The 14,282-nt window shown below is 72.7% G+C and carries 13 protein-coding genes; 11 read left to right on the top strand and 2 right to left on the bottom strand.

Features of this window, described 5'->3' with window-relative positions:
• Positions 1-117 precede the first annotated feature (117 nt).
• From ftsZ to nrdR, 11 genes are all read left to right on the top strand, one after another.
• Positions 118-1,365 (top strand): cell division protein FtsZ, encoded by a 1,248-nt coding sequence (gene ftsZ / locus Q0817_RS10360; protein WP_298586814.1) that lies wholly within the window; start codon positions 118-120, stop codon positions 1,363-1,365.
• A gap of 110 nt (positions 1,366-1,475) precedes the next feature.
• Complete coding sequence (locus Q0817_RS10355; RefSeq protein WP_298586991.1) at positions 1,476-2,210, top strand: polyphenol oxidase family protein; 735 nt, start codon at positions 1,476-1,478, stop codon at positions 2,208-2,210.
• The gene (locus Q0817_RS10350) at positions 2,207-2,986 is read left to right on the top strand and encodes a YggS family pyridoxal phosphate-dependent enzyme (protein WP_298586811.1); all 780 of its coding nucleotides are present in this window, start codon (positions 2,207-2,209) and stop codon (positions 2,984-2,986) included. Before Q0817_RS10355 ends, Q0817_RS10350 begins: the two co-directional genes overlap by 4 nt.
• Before the next feature lie 127 nt (positions 2,987-3,113).
• Positions 3,114-3,635 (top strand): cell division protein SepF, encoded by a 522-nt coding sequence (gene sepF / locus Q0817_RS10345; protein ID WP_298586808.1) that lies wholly within the window; start codon positions 3,114-3,116, stop codon positions 3,633-3,635.
• Positions 3,636-3,644: 9 nt separating this feature from the next.
• Positions 3,645-3,935 carry a YggT family protein gene (locus Q0817_RS10340; RefSeq protein WP_298586805.1) on the top strand — a complete coding sequence of 97 codons (291 nt, stop codon included), beginning with the start codon at positions 3,645-3,647 and terminating at the stop codon, positions 3,933-3,935.
• 202 nt (positions 3,936-4,137) lie between these two features.
• Entirely contained in the window at positions 4,138-4,857 is a 720-nt protein-coding gene (locus tag Q0817_RS10335; RefSeq protein WP_298586802.1) for a DivIVA domain-containing protein, read from the top strand.
• Positions 4,858-5,022: 165 nt separating this feature from the next.
• Positions 5,023-5,613 carry a signal peptidase II gene (lspA, locus tag Q0817_RS10330; protein ID WP_298586799.1) on the top strand — a complete coding sequence of 197 codons (591 nt, stop codon included), beginning with the start codon at positions 5,023-5,025 and terminating at the stop codon, positions 5,611-5,613.
• Positions 5,606-6,556, top strand: coding sequence for an RluA family pseudouridine synthase (locus Q0817_RS10325; RefSeq protein ID WP_298586796.1), 951 nt, complete (start codon positions 5,606-5,608; stop codon positions 6,554-6,556). The genes lspA and Q0817_RS10325 overlap by 8 nt, the downstream gene beginning before the upstream one ends.
• A 127-nt stretch (positions 6,557-6,683) precedes the next feature.
• Positions 6,684-10,232, top strand: coding sequence for a DNA polymerase III subunit alpha (gene dnaE / locus Q0817_RS10320; RefSeq protein ID WP_298586794.1), 3,549 nt, complete (start codon positions 6,684-6,686; stop codon positions 10,230-10,232).
• 58 nt (positions 10,233-10,290) lie between these two features.
• Entirely contained in the window at positions 10,291-11,646 is a 1,356-nt protein-coding gene (gene hisD / locus Q0817_RS10315; RefSeq protein ID WP_298586791.1) for a histidinol dehydrogenase, read from the top strand.
• Positions 11,647-11,653: 7 nt separating this feature from the next.
• Complete coding sequence (gene nrdR / locus Q0817_RS10310) at positions 11,654-12,223, top strand: transcriptional regulator NrdR (RefSeq protein WP_298586788.1); 570 nt, start codon at positions 11,654-11,656, stop codon at positions 12,221-12,223.
• Between the two features lie 215 nt (positions 12,224-12,438).
• Here nrdR and ppgK read toward each other — a convergent pair whose 3' ends face one another.
• Positions 12,439-13,251, bottom strand: coding sequence for a polyphosphate--glucose phosphotransferase (gene ppgK / locus Q0817_RS10305; RefSeq protein WP_298586786.1), 813 nt, complete (start codon positions 13,249-13,251; stop codon positions 12,439-12,441).
• Between the two features lie 58 nt (positions 13,252-13,309).
• A complete protein-coding gene (gene map, locus Q0817_RS10300; RefSeq protein WP_298586783.1) occupies positions 13,310-14,209 on the bottom strand; it encodes a type I methionyl aminopeptidase in 900 nt (299 codons plus the stop codon).
• Between the last annotated feature and the right edge of the window lie 73 nt (positions 14,210-14,282).

Below are 14,282 nucleotides of genomic sequence, written 5' to 3'. Positions count from 1 at the left end.
TTGACCTCGACATCGAACCTCCCGGGAGAGCAGCTGACGGCCTGATATTCGACCTTCGATCGAAGGTTGAGGAACAGCTCGCGATTCCGGACCCGGACCATCTCAAGTTAGGTACCCATGGACTCCTCCACCCCCCAGAACTACTTGGCCGTCATCAAGGTCGTCGGAATCGGCGGCGGCGGCGTCAACGCCGTGAACCGGATGATCGAGGAGGGGCTGCGCGGCGTCGAGTTCATCGCGATCAACACGGACGCGCAGGCCCTGCTGATGAGCGACGCCGACGTCAAGCTCGACGTCGGGCGCGAGCTCACCCGCGGCCTGGGCGCCGGCGCCAACCCCGACGTGGGGCGCCAGGCGGCGGAGGACCACCACGAGGAGATCGAGGAGGTCCTCAAGGGGGCCGACATGGTCTTCGTGACCGCCGGCGAGGGCGGCGGCACCGGCACCGGCGGCGCCCCCGTGGTCGCCCGCATCGCCCGCTCCCTGGGCGCTCTGACCATCGGTGTCGTCACCCGCCCGTTCACCTTCGAGGGCCGCCGCCGCTCCAACCAGGCGGAGAACGGGATCGAGACGCTGCGCGACGAGGTCGACACCCTCATCGTGATCCCCAACGACCGCCTGCTGTCCATCTCCGACCGGAACGTGTCCATGCTGGACGCCTTCAAGTCCGCGGACCAGGTGCTGCTCTCGGGCGTGCAGGGCATCACCGACCTGATCACCACCCCGGGGCTGATCAACCTCGACTTCGCCGACGTGAAGTCCGTCATGCAGGGCGCCGGCTCGGCGCTCATGGGCATCGGAGCCGCGCAGGGCGAGGACCGCGCCGTGAAGGCCGCCGAGCTCGCGATCGCGTCCCCGCTGCTGGAGGCCTCCATCGACGGCGCCCACGGCGTGCTGCTGTCCATCCAGGGCGGCTCCGACCTCGGCCTGTTCGAGATCAACGAGGCCGCCCGCCTGGTCCAGGAGGTCGCCCACCCCGAGGCGAACATCATCTTCGGCGCGGTCATCGACGACGCCCTGGGCGACCAGGCCCGCGTCACGGTCATCGCCGCGGGCTTCGACTCGGTGAGCCCGGAGACCAACGCCAACAACACCAACGCGGCCGCCCAGCAGGCGGCGACCACGCGCGCGGCCTTCGGCTCCGGCGCCGGTCAGCCCGCCGGTGTGGGGCGCGCCCCGCAGCGCGGCGGCGCCCCGTCCTTCGGCCAGCCCTCGACGTCTCAGCGGTGGGCGCAGCCGGTGCAGAACGACGACGTGCCCGACGACGCCGGTTTCGACGTCGACCTGCCCGCCGAGGCCGAGGCCGGCGCCGGGGCGGGTTCCGGGCGCAAGGACTCCCTGGACTTCCCCGACTTCCTGAAGTGAGCACCGCCCCGGGGGCGGACGCGGAGGACCCGCGTCCGCCCCCGGGCGCGTTAATCCCCGCCGCAGCCGGCCCCCGGCGGCGGCACGACGAGGCACGACAGGAGGACCCGGTGTTCTGGTGGCAGGACGACGTCGGGCAGGGCGTCCGGGTGGCGTTCACGGACCGCGGCGCGGGCAATCTCGCGCTGCACACGGGCGACGACGCGGACGCGGTGCGGACCCGCCGCGCCGCGCTCGAGCGGTCGATGGGCGTTCCCGGTGGCTCCCTGCTGTTCCTCGAGCAGGTGCACGGCACCGATGTCGTCGACGCGGACCGGCAGGACCGGCCGGCCGTGCCGACCGCGGACGCCGCCGTCACGGCGACGGGCGTGCCGCTGGCCGTGATGGTCGCCGACTGCGTGCCCGTGCTCCTGGTGGGGGAGGGCCCGCGGGGCCCGGTCACGGGCGTGGCGCACGCGGGCCGCCGCGGTCTGCTCGACGGCGTGCTCGAGCGCACGGTCGAGCGGCTGCGGGACCGTGGCGCGCACGGGCTGTCGGCGTGGCTCGGTCCCTCGATCTGCGGGAGCTGCTACGAGGTGCCCGCCGCCATGCGCGAGGAGTCCGTGGCGCGGCTCCCCGCCGTCGCCGCCACGACGTCCTGGGGCACCCCCGCCCTCGACCTGCGCGGCGGGGCCCGGGAGCGGTTGTCGGCCCTCGGGGTCGGCGTCGTCGAGCCGCCGGCGGCCGCCGGCTCCTGCTGCACCCTGGAGAACGAGCGGCTGTCCTCGCACCGGCGGGACCCCGGCTCCGGCCGCATCGTCGGCCTCGTCTGGGCCGCCGGTGCCCGCGGGGAGGACGCCGCGTGAGCGCGGACCGGGCCGCCGGCTCCGGCGGTGACGATCCGCGGACCCTGGAGCTCGCCCGCTCCCTCGACCGGGTGCGCGCCCGGATCGCGGCCGCGGCGCAGCGGAGCGGGGCGGCGCAGGAGCCGGTGCTGGTCGCCGTGACGAAGTTCTTCCCCGCCGCGGACGTGGCCCGGCTGCACCGGCTCGGCGTCCGGGACGTGGGGGAGAACCGGGACCAGGAGGCCGCCGCGAAGGCGCGGGAGGTGGCCGAGCTCGTGGACGGACCCCTCACCTGGCACTTCGTGGGCCAGCTCCAGTCCAACAAGGCGAAGTCGGTCGTGCGCTACGCGTCCTGGGTTCACTCCGTGGACCGGGCCTCCCTGGTCACGGCCCTCGGCAAGGCGGTGCAGCGGCACCGGGAGTCCGTGGCGGCCGGGGACGCGGCCCCCGGCCCGTGCGCGGACCAGGACCTGACGTGCCTCGTCCAGGTCTCCCTGGACGCCGAGGAGCGCCGCGGCGGGGCCCGCCCCGAGGACGTCGTCGGGCTCGCCGAGCAGATCGCCGGGACCGAGGGGCTGCGCGCCGGCGGGATCATGGCCGTCGCCCCGCTGGGGGCGCCGCCCGGACCCGCCTTCGACCGCCTCCGGGAGATCTCGCAGGAGCTGCGGCAGTCCCTGCCGGAGGCCACGGCCGTGTCCGCGGGCATGAGCCAGGACCTCGAGGAGGCGGTCGCCCGGGGAGCCACGCACGTGCGCGTCGGCTCCGATATCCTCGGCCCCCGGGCGCCCGTAGGATAGCTTGGAGGACGGCCCCGCGGGGCCAGGGCCGTACCGCGTTCCGCGCAGCACGACGGGCGCAGGCGGTCCGAGGATCCCGGAACTCCCCCCATCGCCGATATCCGCACAGACAGTCAAGGAGAGCACCATGGCCGGAGCGTTGCGCCGCACCATGATCTATCTCGGCCTCGCCGAGACGGACGAGGACTACGACGACCCGACGCCGTCCCGCCAGGAGCACCAGTCCGCCGTCGCGGTCCGCGAGGAGCCGCGCGAGGCCCGCGCCCACGAGTCCACCGCGGTGGCCGTGCCGCGCCGGTCGGCCGAGTACCGGGCGCCGGTCACCCCCATCAAACGCGCCCCCTCCAGCTCTCGAGAGGACAGCTCGACCTTGCGCACGATCACCACGGTCCACCCCCGCTCCTACAACGACGCGAAGTCCATCGGCGAGGCCTTCCGCGAGGGCACGCCCGTCATCATGAACGTCAGCGACATGGGCGACGCCGAGGCCAAGCGCCTGGTGGACTTCTCCGCCGGCCTGGTCTTCGCCCTGCACGGCTCCATCGAGCGGGTGACCGGCAAGGTCTTCCTGCTCACCCCGTCCTACGTGGAGGTCGTCGGGCACCCCGCCGGCGGCGAGGACGAGACCGACGACCAGCAGGAGGACTGAGGCGGACCGATGGACCTTCTGCTCTCCGTGCTGTACCTGGCACTGCACCTCGTGTACGTCGCGCTGCTCGCGCGCCTCGTCATCGACTGGGTGCAGATGTTCGCCCGCAGCTGGCGGCCCCGCGGGGCCGCCCTCGTCGGGGCCTCGGCCGTGTACACCGTCACCGACCCGCCGATGCGGTGGCTGCGGCGGATCGTGCCGCCGCTGCGCTTCGGCGGGGTGTCGCTGGACCTCGGGTTCCTCATCCTCATCTTCGCCGTGAGCATCGTCCAGGGCATCATCGGCTCGATACTGATCTGATCTGCTGCTAGCTCTGACGTGATGCTGATCCGACCCGTCGCTGCTCCGACGCCGCGCCGGTCCGTCCCGGTCCGCCGAGGACCGGCCTGTACGCTGTAACCGCACGACCACCGGGGGCCGGCCACCGCGCCGCCCCGGCCCCGGTCGGACGGATCCCCCGCCGCGGGCCGCGCCCGCGCCCCGCCCACGAAGGAATGCACTCATGGCCCTGACGCCCGAAGACGTCATCAACAAGCGGTTCCAGCCCACCAAGTTCCGGGAGGGCTACGACCAGGACGAGGTCGACGACTTCCTCGACGAGATCGTCGTGGAGCTGCGCCGCCTGAACCAGGAGAACACGGACCTCAAGCAGCAGCTCGAGGCCGCGGGGCAGCCCGTCGCCCCCAAGGACTCCACGCCGTCGCCCGTCTCCGAGCCCGGTTTCCCGGACGCGGAGGACACCGGCGCCCCGGAGGCCCCCGGCCGGGTGGCCGGCGGCGCCGAGCAGGACGCGGTCGAGCAGACCGCACCCGCCGCGGCCGCGCCGGCGGACACCGGTGCCGCCGAGACCGTCCCGGCGGAGACCGCGCCCGCCTCCGGCGCGGCGCAGTCCGCGGCCGGCGTCCTGGCGATGGCCCAGAAGCTGCACGACGAGTACGTCGCCGAGGGCACGGCCGAGCGCGACCGGATCATCGGCGAGGCCCGCGACCGGGCCGAGGAGCTCGTCACGGACGCCCAGCGCACGCGCGAAGAGACCCTCACCGCCCTGCAGGAGGAGCAGGCCGAGCTGCAGTCCCGGGTCTCGGGCCTGCGCACCTTCGAGCAGGACTACCGCACCAACCTCAAGGTGTTCATCCAGGACCAGCTGCAGGACCTGGACACCACCCCGTCGCTCGAGCCCGCGCCGAGCGCCGACGGCGCGGTCCGGACCGAGCAGGCCTAGCCACCGGGCCACGGCGCACGACCGACGGAGGGACCGGCCACGTGCCGGTCCCTCCGTCGTCGCCCGGCCGGGCCGCTCCCGGACGGACGTGGCACCATGGAACGGGACCGATGTCCCCGCCGCCCCGCTCCGCGGGCCGGCCCCGACCCGCCACCCGAGGAGAGCATGAGCGAGTCCCCCGAAGTCCCCGCCGGCGCACCCGACCGCGGGGTGCCGCGGGGCGTCCTGCTCCTCGCCGCGGTCGCCGCGCTGCTGGTCTACACCGCGGACCAGCTCACCAAGTGGTGGGTCGTCTCGACCATGGCGCTGGGCGAGCGCACCCCCGTGGTCGAGGGCCTGCTGTGGTGGCAGTTCATCCGCAACCCCGGTGCCGCGTTCTCGCTGGGCGAGAACATCACCTGGGTCTTCACCGTGGTCATGGCCGTCGTCTCCGTCCTCATCGTGCTCACCCTCCGCCGCGTCCGCTCGGCCGCGTGGGCCCTGGCCCTGGGCCTGGTCCTCGGCGGGGCGCTCGGCAACCTGACCGACCGGCTCCTGCGGGAACCAGGCTTCGGGGTGGGGCACGTGGTGGACTTCATCGCCGTGCCGCGCTTCGCGATCTTCAACATCGCCGACTGCGGGGTGGTCACGGGGGTGTCCCTCGTGGTGCTCCTGACCCTGCTCGGCCGGGAGCTCGACGGCACCCGCACGGGTTCGCGCGGCCCGGACGCGCAGCGGCTCGAGGCCTCGCCGGAGGAGGAGGGAACCCGTGGCTGACCCCGAGGAGCACGTGCAGGAGCGCTTCACCGTCCCGCCCGAGCTCGAGGGCCACCGCGCGGACGCCGCCGTGGCCGCCCTGACGGGGCTCTCGCGCTCCGCGGCCGCCGGTCTGTGCGCGGAGGGGCGCGTGCTGCACCGTGACCGGCCGGTCGCCAAGTCCTTCCGGGTCGAGGCCTCGCAGACGCTCACCGTGCACGTGCCCGTTCCCGAGGACCCGGCGCGGATCGTCCCCCAGCTGGTCGAGGACTTCCGCGTGGTGCACCTGGACGACGACATCGTGGTGATCGACAAGCCCCCGGGCGTCGCCGCGCACCCCTCGCCGGGCTGGAAGGGACCGACCGTGGTCGGGGCCCTGGCGGGCGCGGGCGTCACCGTGAGCACCTCCGGCGCCCCCGAACGGGCCGGCGTGGTGCACCGGCTCGACGTCGGCACGTCCGGGCTGATGGTCGTGGCCCGCACCGAGCGGGCCTACACCGCGCTCAAGCGCGCGTTCAAGGAGCGGACGGTCACGAAGGTCTACCACACCGTGGTCCAGGGGCTGCCGGACCCCCTGCGCGGGACGATCGACGCCCCGATCGGCCGCCACCCCGGCTACGACTGGCGCTTCGCCGTGGTCGAGGGCGGCCGCAGCTCGATCACCCACTACGAAGTCCTGGAGGCGTTCGGCCGGGCGGCGCTCGTCGAGGTGCACCTGGAGACCGGCCGCACCCACCAGATCCGGGTGCACTTCTCGGCGCTGCGCCACCCGTGCTGCGGTGACCTCACCTACGGCGCGGACCCCGCGCTGTCGGCCGGCCTCGGGCTCACCCGGCAGTGGCTGCACGCCAAGCGGCTGGGCTTCGAGCACCCCGGCACCGGGGAGCCCGTCGAGTACGAGAGCCCGTACCCGCCGGACCTCTCGTTCGCCCTCGAGACGCTGCGCGACGGCGGGCCCGCCTGAGCCGCCGGCCCGGCCCCGCCCGGGGAATCCGTCCCGCCCCGTGGGGCCGCCCGCGGCGGGCCGGCCGCCGGCTCCGGCGTGGCCCCGGCGGGGCGGAGCGGTCGGTGCGGGCCACTACACTGGTCGGGTGACGACGGCGACCGGCAAGAACAGCTTCACCCACCTGCACGTGCACACCGAGTACTCCATGCTCGACGGTGCGGCACGGCTCGACGACCTCTTCGAGGCCTGCCACGAGCTGGGGATGTCCTCCCTCGCGACGACCGACCACGGCTTCGTCTTCGGGGCCTTCGACTTCTGGAACAAGGCCCGCAACGCGGGGATCAAGCCCATCATCGGCGTGGAGGCGTACCTGACGCCGGGCACCGCCCGCTCGGACCGCACCCGTGTGAAGTTCGCCGACGGCGGCCGGGACGACGTCTCGGGCGGCGGCGCCTACACGCACATGACGCTGCTCGCGGAGACCACCCAGGGGATGCAGAACCTGTTCCGCGCCTCGTCCCTGGCGTCCCTCGAGGGCCAGCTGTACAAGCCCCGCATGGACCGCGAGCTGCTGAGCACCTACGGCAAGGGCCTGATCGCGACCACCGGCTGCCCCTCCGGCGAGGTCCAGACCCGCCTGCGCCTGGGCCAGTACGAGGAGGCGCGCCAGGCCGCGGCGGAGTTCCGTGACATCTTCGGCGCCGAGAACTACTACTGCGAGCTCATGGACCACGGCCTGGGGATCGAGAAGCGGGTCACCGGCGACCTGCTCCGGCTCGCCAAGGACCTGCAGCTGCCGCTCGTGGCCACCAACGACCTGCACTACACCCACGCCGAGGACGCGAAGTCCCACGCCGCCCTGCTGTGCGTGCAGTCCGGCTCGACGCTGGCGGACCCGAAGCGGTTCAAGTTCGACGCCGACGAGTTCTACCTGAAGTCCCCGGCGGAGATGCGGGAGCTCTTCCGCGACTTCCCAGAGGCCTGCGACAACACCCTGGAGATCGCGGAGCGGTGCAACGTCGAGTTCGACACCTCCGCGAACTACATGCCCCGCTTCCCGACCCCCGAGGGCCACGACGAGGAGTCCTGGTTCGTGGAGGAGGTGCAGCGGGGACTGCACCACCGCTTCCCCGGCGGGATCCCGGAGGACGTCCAGCGGCAGGCGGACTACGAGAAGGGCATCATCCTGCAGATGGGCTTCCCCGGGTACTTCCTGGTGGTGGCCGACTTCATCAACTGGGCGAAGAACAACGGCATCCGGGTGGGCCCGGGCCGCGGCTCCGGGGCCGGCTCCATGGTCGCGTACGCCATGCGCATCACGGAGCTGAACCCGCTGGAGCACGGGCTGATCTTCGAGCGCTTCCTCAACCCGGACCGCGTGTCCATGCCCGACTTCGACGTCGACTTCGACGACCGCCGCCGCTCCGAGGTGATCCACTACGTCACCGAGAAGTACGGCGACGAGCGCGTGGCCATGATCGTCACCTACGGCACCATCAAGGCCAAGCAGGCGCTGAAGGACTCCTCGCGCGTGCTCGGCTACCCCTTCTCGATGGGGGAGAAGCTCACCAAGGCCATGCCGCCGGACGTCATGGGCAAGGGCATCTCCCTCAAGGACGTCTACGACGACTCCGCCAAGCGCCACGGCGAGGCCGACGAGCTGCGCGAGGTCCTCGCCCAGGACCCCGAGGCGAAGAAGATCTTCGAGACCGCCGAGGGCCTCGAGGGGCTCAAGCGCCAGTGGGGGGTGCACGCGGCCGGCGTCATCATGTCCTCGCACCCGCTGATCGACATCATCCCGATCATGCGCCGCGAGCAGGACGGCCAGGTCATCACCCAGTTCGACTACCCCACGTGCGAGGGTCTCGGGCTGATCAAGATGGACTTCCTGGGTCTGCGCAACCTCACGATCATCTCCGACGCCCTCGAGAACATCACCCTCAACCAGGACGGCTTCGTCCTCGACCTCGAGAACCTCGGCCTCGAGGACACCGAGTCCTACGAGCTGCTGGCCCGCGGCGACACCCTGGGCGTCTTCCAGCTCGACGGCGGGCCCATGCGCCAGCTGCTCAAGCTCATGCGCCCCGACAACTTCGAGGACATCTCGGCGGTCATCGCGCTGTACCGCCCGGGCCCCATGGGTGCGAACTCGCACACGAACTACGCGCTGCGCAAGACCGGCCAGCAGGAGATCACCCCGATCCACCCCGAGCTCGAGGAGCCGCTCGCGGAGATCCTCAACACGACCTACGGCCTGATCGTCTACCAGGAGCAGGTCATGGCGATCGCCCAGAAGGTCGCGGGCTTCTCGCTCGGCCAGGCGGACATCCTGCGCCGCGCCATGGGCAAGAAGAAGAAGTCGGAGCTGGACAAGCAGTACGAGGGCTTCCACGGCGGCATGGCGGAGCGCGGCTACTCGGAGGCCGCCATCAAGGCCCTGTGGGACATCCTGCTCCCTTTCTCGGACTACGCGTTCAACAAGGCCCACTCCGCGGCCTACGGTCTCGTGTCCTACTGGACGGCGTACCTGAAGGCGCACTACCCGGCCGAGTACATGGCCGCGCTGCTCACCTCGGTGGGCGACGACAAGGACAAGCTCGCCCTGTACCTCACCGAGTGCCGCCGGATGGGCATCACCGTGCTGCCCCCGGACGTCAACGAGTCCGCGCTGAACTTCACCCCGGTGGGCACCGACATCCGCTTCGGCATGGGCGCGGTGCGCAACGTGGGCGCCAACGTGGTCAGCGCGATGGTCGAGGCCCGGGAGGAGCACGGCGCGTTCACGTCCTTCAACGACTTCCTCGCCAAGGTCCCCGCCGTGGTGTGCAACAAGCGCACCATCGAGTCCATGGTCAAGGCCGGCGCCTTCGACCGGCTGGGCCACACCCGGCGCGGGCTCGTGCTCTGCCACGAGGAGGCCGTGGACGCCACGGTGGCCGTGAAGCGCCAGGAGGCGGCCGGGCAGTTCGACCTCTTCGGCGGCATGGGCATGGACGACGAGGACCCCACCACGTCGCTGACCGTCGCGGTGCCGGACGTGCCCGAGTGGGAGCGCAAGGACCTGCTCGCCTTCGAGCGCGAGATGCTCGGCCTGTACGTCTCCGACCACCCGCTGCGCGGCCTCGACGAGGCGCTCGGGCAGTACGCGGACACCTCGATCCAGCCGCTGCTGGGCGAGGACGGCCGCCCGGACGGCGCGGTCGTGACCGTGGCGGGCATGATCACGTCCCTGTCCCGGCGGATCGCCAAGACCTCGGGCAACGCCTACGCACGGGTGGAGCTCGAGGACCGGACGGGCTCCATCGAGATCATGTTCTTCGGCAAGGCCTACGCCCCCATCGCGGGGGTGCTCGCGGAGGACCTGATCTGCGTGATCAAGGGCCGGCTGCAGCGCCGGGACGACGGGTCGGTGACGATCTCCGCGCAGGAGCTCACCGTGCCGGAGCTCTCGGCGGACGGGCACAGCGGACCCGTGCTCATCGCCCTGCCCGAGTTCCGCGCCACGGAGGAGACGGTCAAGGAGATCGGCGCGGTGCTGCGCAACCACCGCGGGGACTCCGAGGTGCGCATCCACCTCGAGACGCGTCAGAAGGTGCAGGTCCTGCGGCTGGGTCCGGACCTGCGGGTGAACCCCTCGCCGGCCCTGTTCGGGGACCTCAAGGTGCTGCTCGGCCCGACCTGCCTGGAGGTCTAGCCCAGCGGGCGGCGGAGCGCAGGATCCGGCACCCGGCCGGGCCTCGCAGTGGAATACCATGGAGAACGTGACTACTGCTGAGACGACCACGACTCCCGTCCTGCGAACGATCGACCTGCGCGGGCGGCACCTGTCCTGGTCCGAGCTGCGGGCGGCCGTGCCCCGGCAGAGCTCCACGTCGCTCGCCTCGGCGCAGCAGGCCGTGGAGGAGATCCTCGCCGCGGTCCGCACCGAGGGCGCCGACGCCCTGCGCCGCTACGCGCAGCGCTTCGACGGGGTGGCACAGGGCTCCCTGCGCGTGGACCCCGCGGAGATCCGCCGGGCCGTCGAGGAGCTGGACCCGGCCGTGCGCCGGGGCCTGGAGACCGCCATCGAGCGGACCCGGGCCTTCGCCCGCGCCCAGCGCCCGGCCGACGCCCGCGTGGAGGTCGCCCCGGGCGCGGTGCTCGTGCACCGGTGGACGCCGCTGCGCCGGGCGGGTCTGTACGTGCCCGGCGGGCTCGCCGTCTACCCCTCGTCCGTGGTCATGAACGTCGTCCCGGCCCAGGCGGCCGGGGTCGGCTCGGTGGTGCTCTGCAGCCCGCCGCAGAAGGAGTTCGGCGGTCTGCCCCACCCCACGATCCTCGCCGCCGCCGGGCTGCTCGGCGTGGACGAGGTCTGGGCCATCGGCGGCGCCCAGTCGCTGGCCGCGATGGCCTACGGGGTCACGGACGGCGATGACGTCCTCGAGCCGGTCGACACCGTGACCGGTCCGGGCAACGTCTACGTCGCCACGGCCAAGCGCCTGCTCCGTTCCGTGGTCGGCGTGGACGCCGAGGCGGGGACCACCGAGATCGCCGTGCTGGCCGACGACACCGCCGTGCCGGCCTACGTGGCCGCCGACCTGATCTCCCAGGCCGAGCACGACCCCGCCGCCGGCGCGGTCCTGATCACCCACTCGCCGGGGCTCGCCGAGCGGGTCGCGGCCGAACTGGCCGTGCAGGTGCCCGAGGCGAAGCACCGGGAGCGGATCAGCACCGCCCTGTCCGGACCGCAGTCCGGGATCGTGCTCACCGACGACCTCGACGCCTCGATCGCCGTGGCCGACGCCTACGCCGCCGAGCACCTCGAGATCCACACCGCCGACCCGCAGGAGGTCGCGGCCCGCGTGCGCAACGCGGGGGCGATCTTCCTGGGGCCCTACAGCCCCGTCCCGCTCGGGGACTACGCCGCGGGCTCGAACCACGTCCTGCCCACGGGCGGGACGGCGGTGCACGCCCAGGGCCTGTCCACCACCGCGTTCATGAAGGCCGTGCAGATCGTCGAGTACACCCAGGACGCGCTGGCCCGGATCGGGGAGGACATCGTGGCCGTCGCCGGCTCCGAGGACCTGCCCGCGCACGGCCGGGCCATCACGATCCGCACCGGGAGCTGATCCGACCGTGCACTGCCCGTTCTGCCGTCACACCGACTCCCGCGTCGTCGACAGCCGCACCACGGACGACGGGACGGCGATCCGCCGCCGCCGCCAGTGCTCCGAGTGCGGCCGGCGGTTCACCACGGTCGAGACCACGACGATCTCGGTCATCAAGCGCTCGGGCGTCACCGAGCCCTTCGACCGGCAGAAGATCGTCAACGGCGTGCGCAAGGCCTGCCAGGGCCGGCCGGTGAGCGAGGACGACCTCGCGATGCTGGCCCAGGAGGTCGAGGAGACGATCCGGGCGCTGGGCGCCGCGGAGATCGAGGCCCACGAGGTGGGGCTCGCGATCCTGGCCCCGCTGCGCCGGCTGGACGTGGTGGCCTACCTCCGCTTCGCCAGCGTCTACCAGGCCTTCGACGGCCTGGGCGACTTCGAGGAGGCGATCGACCTCCTGCGCCGGCAGCAGGCCGAGCAGTCCGGGCAGCAGACGATCCCCGCCACCGTGGAGCCGATCGGTGCCGCCAAGCGGCGCTCCGGCCGGCGGCCGCGGGGCAAGGGCCTCGAGGGCGTGTCCCAGCCGCGGCTGCTCTGACACCCCTCGTGCGCCCCGCCGCGTCCGGCCGGCAGGTCCCGGCGTGTCCCTTGCCGGAGGCCGGAGCGGGGCCGTAGAGTGGGGACCACAACAAGCTCCCGCCGGGGGCTGCGGAGGGGAAGCCGCGGCCCCCGGCGGGTTTTTTTCTGCCCCGAGCACGACGACGCCCGGTCTCCTCCGCGAGGAGGCGACCGGGCGTCGTCGTCGGACCGGGGTCAGCTCTCCGGCTCGTGCGGGATGCCGGCCCACAGGGCCGCACCCACGATGCCGGCGTTGTTGCGGAGCTCGGCGACCTTCACGGGCGTGCGCAGCTCGATGAAGGGCAGGAACTTCTCCGCCTTCTTCGACACCCCGCCGCCGACGACGAAGAGGTTGGGCGAGAACAGGAACTCCACGTGGCTGAAGTAGCGCTGCAGCCGGGTGGTCGCCCACTTCTTCCACGGCATGTCCTCGCGCTCGCGCGCCGCGGCGGACGCCTTCGTCTCGGCGTCGTGGCCGTCGATCTCCAGGTGCCCCAGCTCGGCGTTGGGGACGAGCTTCCCGTTGAGGATCAGGGCGGAGCCGATCCCGGTGCCCAGCGTGATGACGATGACCAGGCCCTTGACCCCCCGGCCGGCGCCGTAGACGGCCTCGGCCAGGCCCGCGGCGTCGGCGTCGTTGAGGGCCTCGACCGGGCGGCCGAGCCGTTCGGTCATGAGCGCGTCGACGTCCGTGCCGATCCATGACTGGTCGATGTTCGCCGCGGAGAGGGCGACGCCCTCCTTGATGATCGCCGGGAAGACGATGCCCACCGGCGAGTCCGGGGCGGGGGCCTCGGGGCGGGACTGCAGCTCCGCGACGATCTGCTCCACCACCTCGGCGACCTTCTCCGGAGTGGCGGGTCGGGGCGTGGGGATCCGGAAGCGCTCGCCGACGAGCTCGCCCGTGTCGAGGTCCACGATCCCGCCCTTGGTCCCGGTGCCGCCGAAGTCGATGCCGATGACGCGGCGGCTCGGGACGGCGGCGGCGGCGCGGTCTGGTGTGGTCATGGAGCGGTCCTCTCGTGGGGCCGTGGTCGGATGATCAGTGGGCAGTCTACGGCAGGGGCTACGGAAGGGTGAGGACGTCCACCCCGTCCTCGGTGACGGCCATGGTGTGCTCGAACTGCGCGGTGCGGCGCCGGTCGCGGGTGGTCACGGTCCAGTCGTCGTCCCACTGCTCCCACTGGACGGTGCCCAGGGTCAGCATGGGCTCGATCGTGAAGACCATGCCCGGGACCATGAGGGTGGCGTAGGAGGGCGCGGCGTCGTAGTGGGGGACGATCAGTCCGGAGTGGAACTCGCGGCCCACGCCGTGGCCCGTGAAGTCCCGCACCACGCCGTAGTCGAAGCGCCGGGCGTACTTCTCGATGACGCGGCCGATGACGTTGATCTCCCGCCCCGGGCGGACCGCCTTGACGGCCCGGTTCAGGGCCTCCTCGGTGCGCTCGACCAGCAGGCGGGACTGCTCGTCGACCTCGCCCACCAGGAACATCCGGTTGGTGTCGCCGTGGAAGCCGTCCTTGTAGGCCGTGACGTCCAGGTTGATGATGTCGCCCTCCTCCAGCACCGTGGAGTCGGGGATGCCGTGGCAGATCACCTCGTTGAGGGACGTGCAGATGGACTTGGGGAAGCCCCGGTACCCCAGGCAGGAGGGGTAGGCCCCGTGGTCGCACATGTACTCGTGGGCGATCCGGTCCAGCTCGTCCGTGGTGGTGCCGGGCACGGCCGCGCGGCCGGCCTCCTGCAGGGCGCGGGCCGCGATCCGGCCCGCCGCACGGATGAGCTCGATCTCGTCCGCGGTGTAGACGTTGCCGCCGCGGCCCTCGTCCGGCTCCGCCCGGCCGACGTACTCCGGGCGGGGGATGGCCGCCGGCACCGGGCGGCCAGGGGTCATGGAGCCGGGGACGAGGGTCCCGACGGGGGCGGCGCCGCCAGGGGCGGGCGCGGTGAGGTTGTGCGTGGGCACGGGGGTCTGGACCTCCTGGATCGGGTGTGCCGGCCCCGTCCGGGCCGGTCCGGGCCTAGGATCTACCCTAGCG

It is taken from the genome of uncultured Kocuria sp. (assembly GCF_947500125.1).
Classification (GTDB): Bacteria; Actinomycetota; Actinomycetes; order Actinomycetales; family Micrococcaceae; genus Kocuria.
Note: the sequence above shows the minus strand (reverse complement) of the source record. Positions and strands in the feature narration are given on the sequence as shown.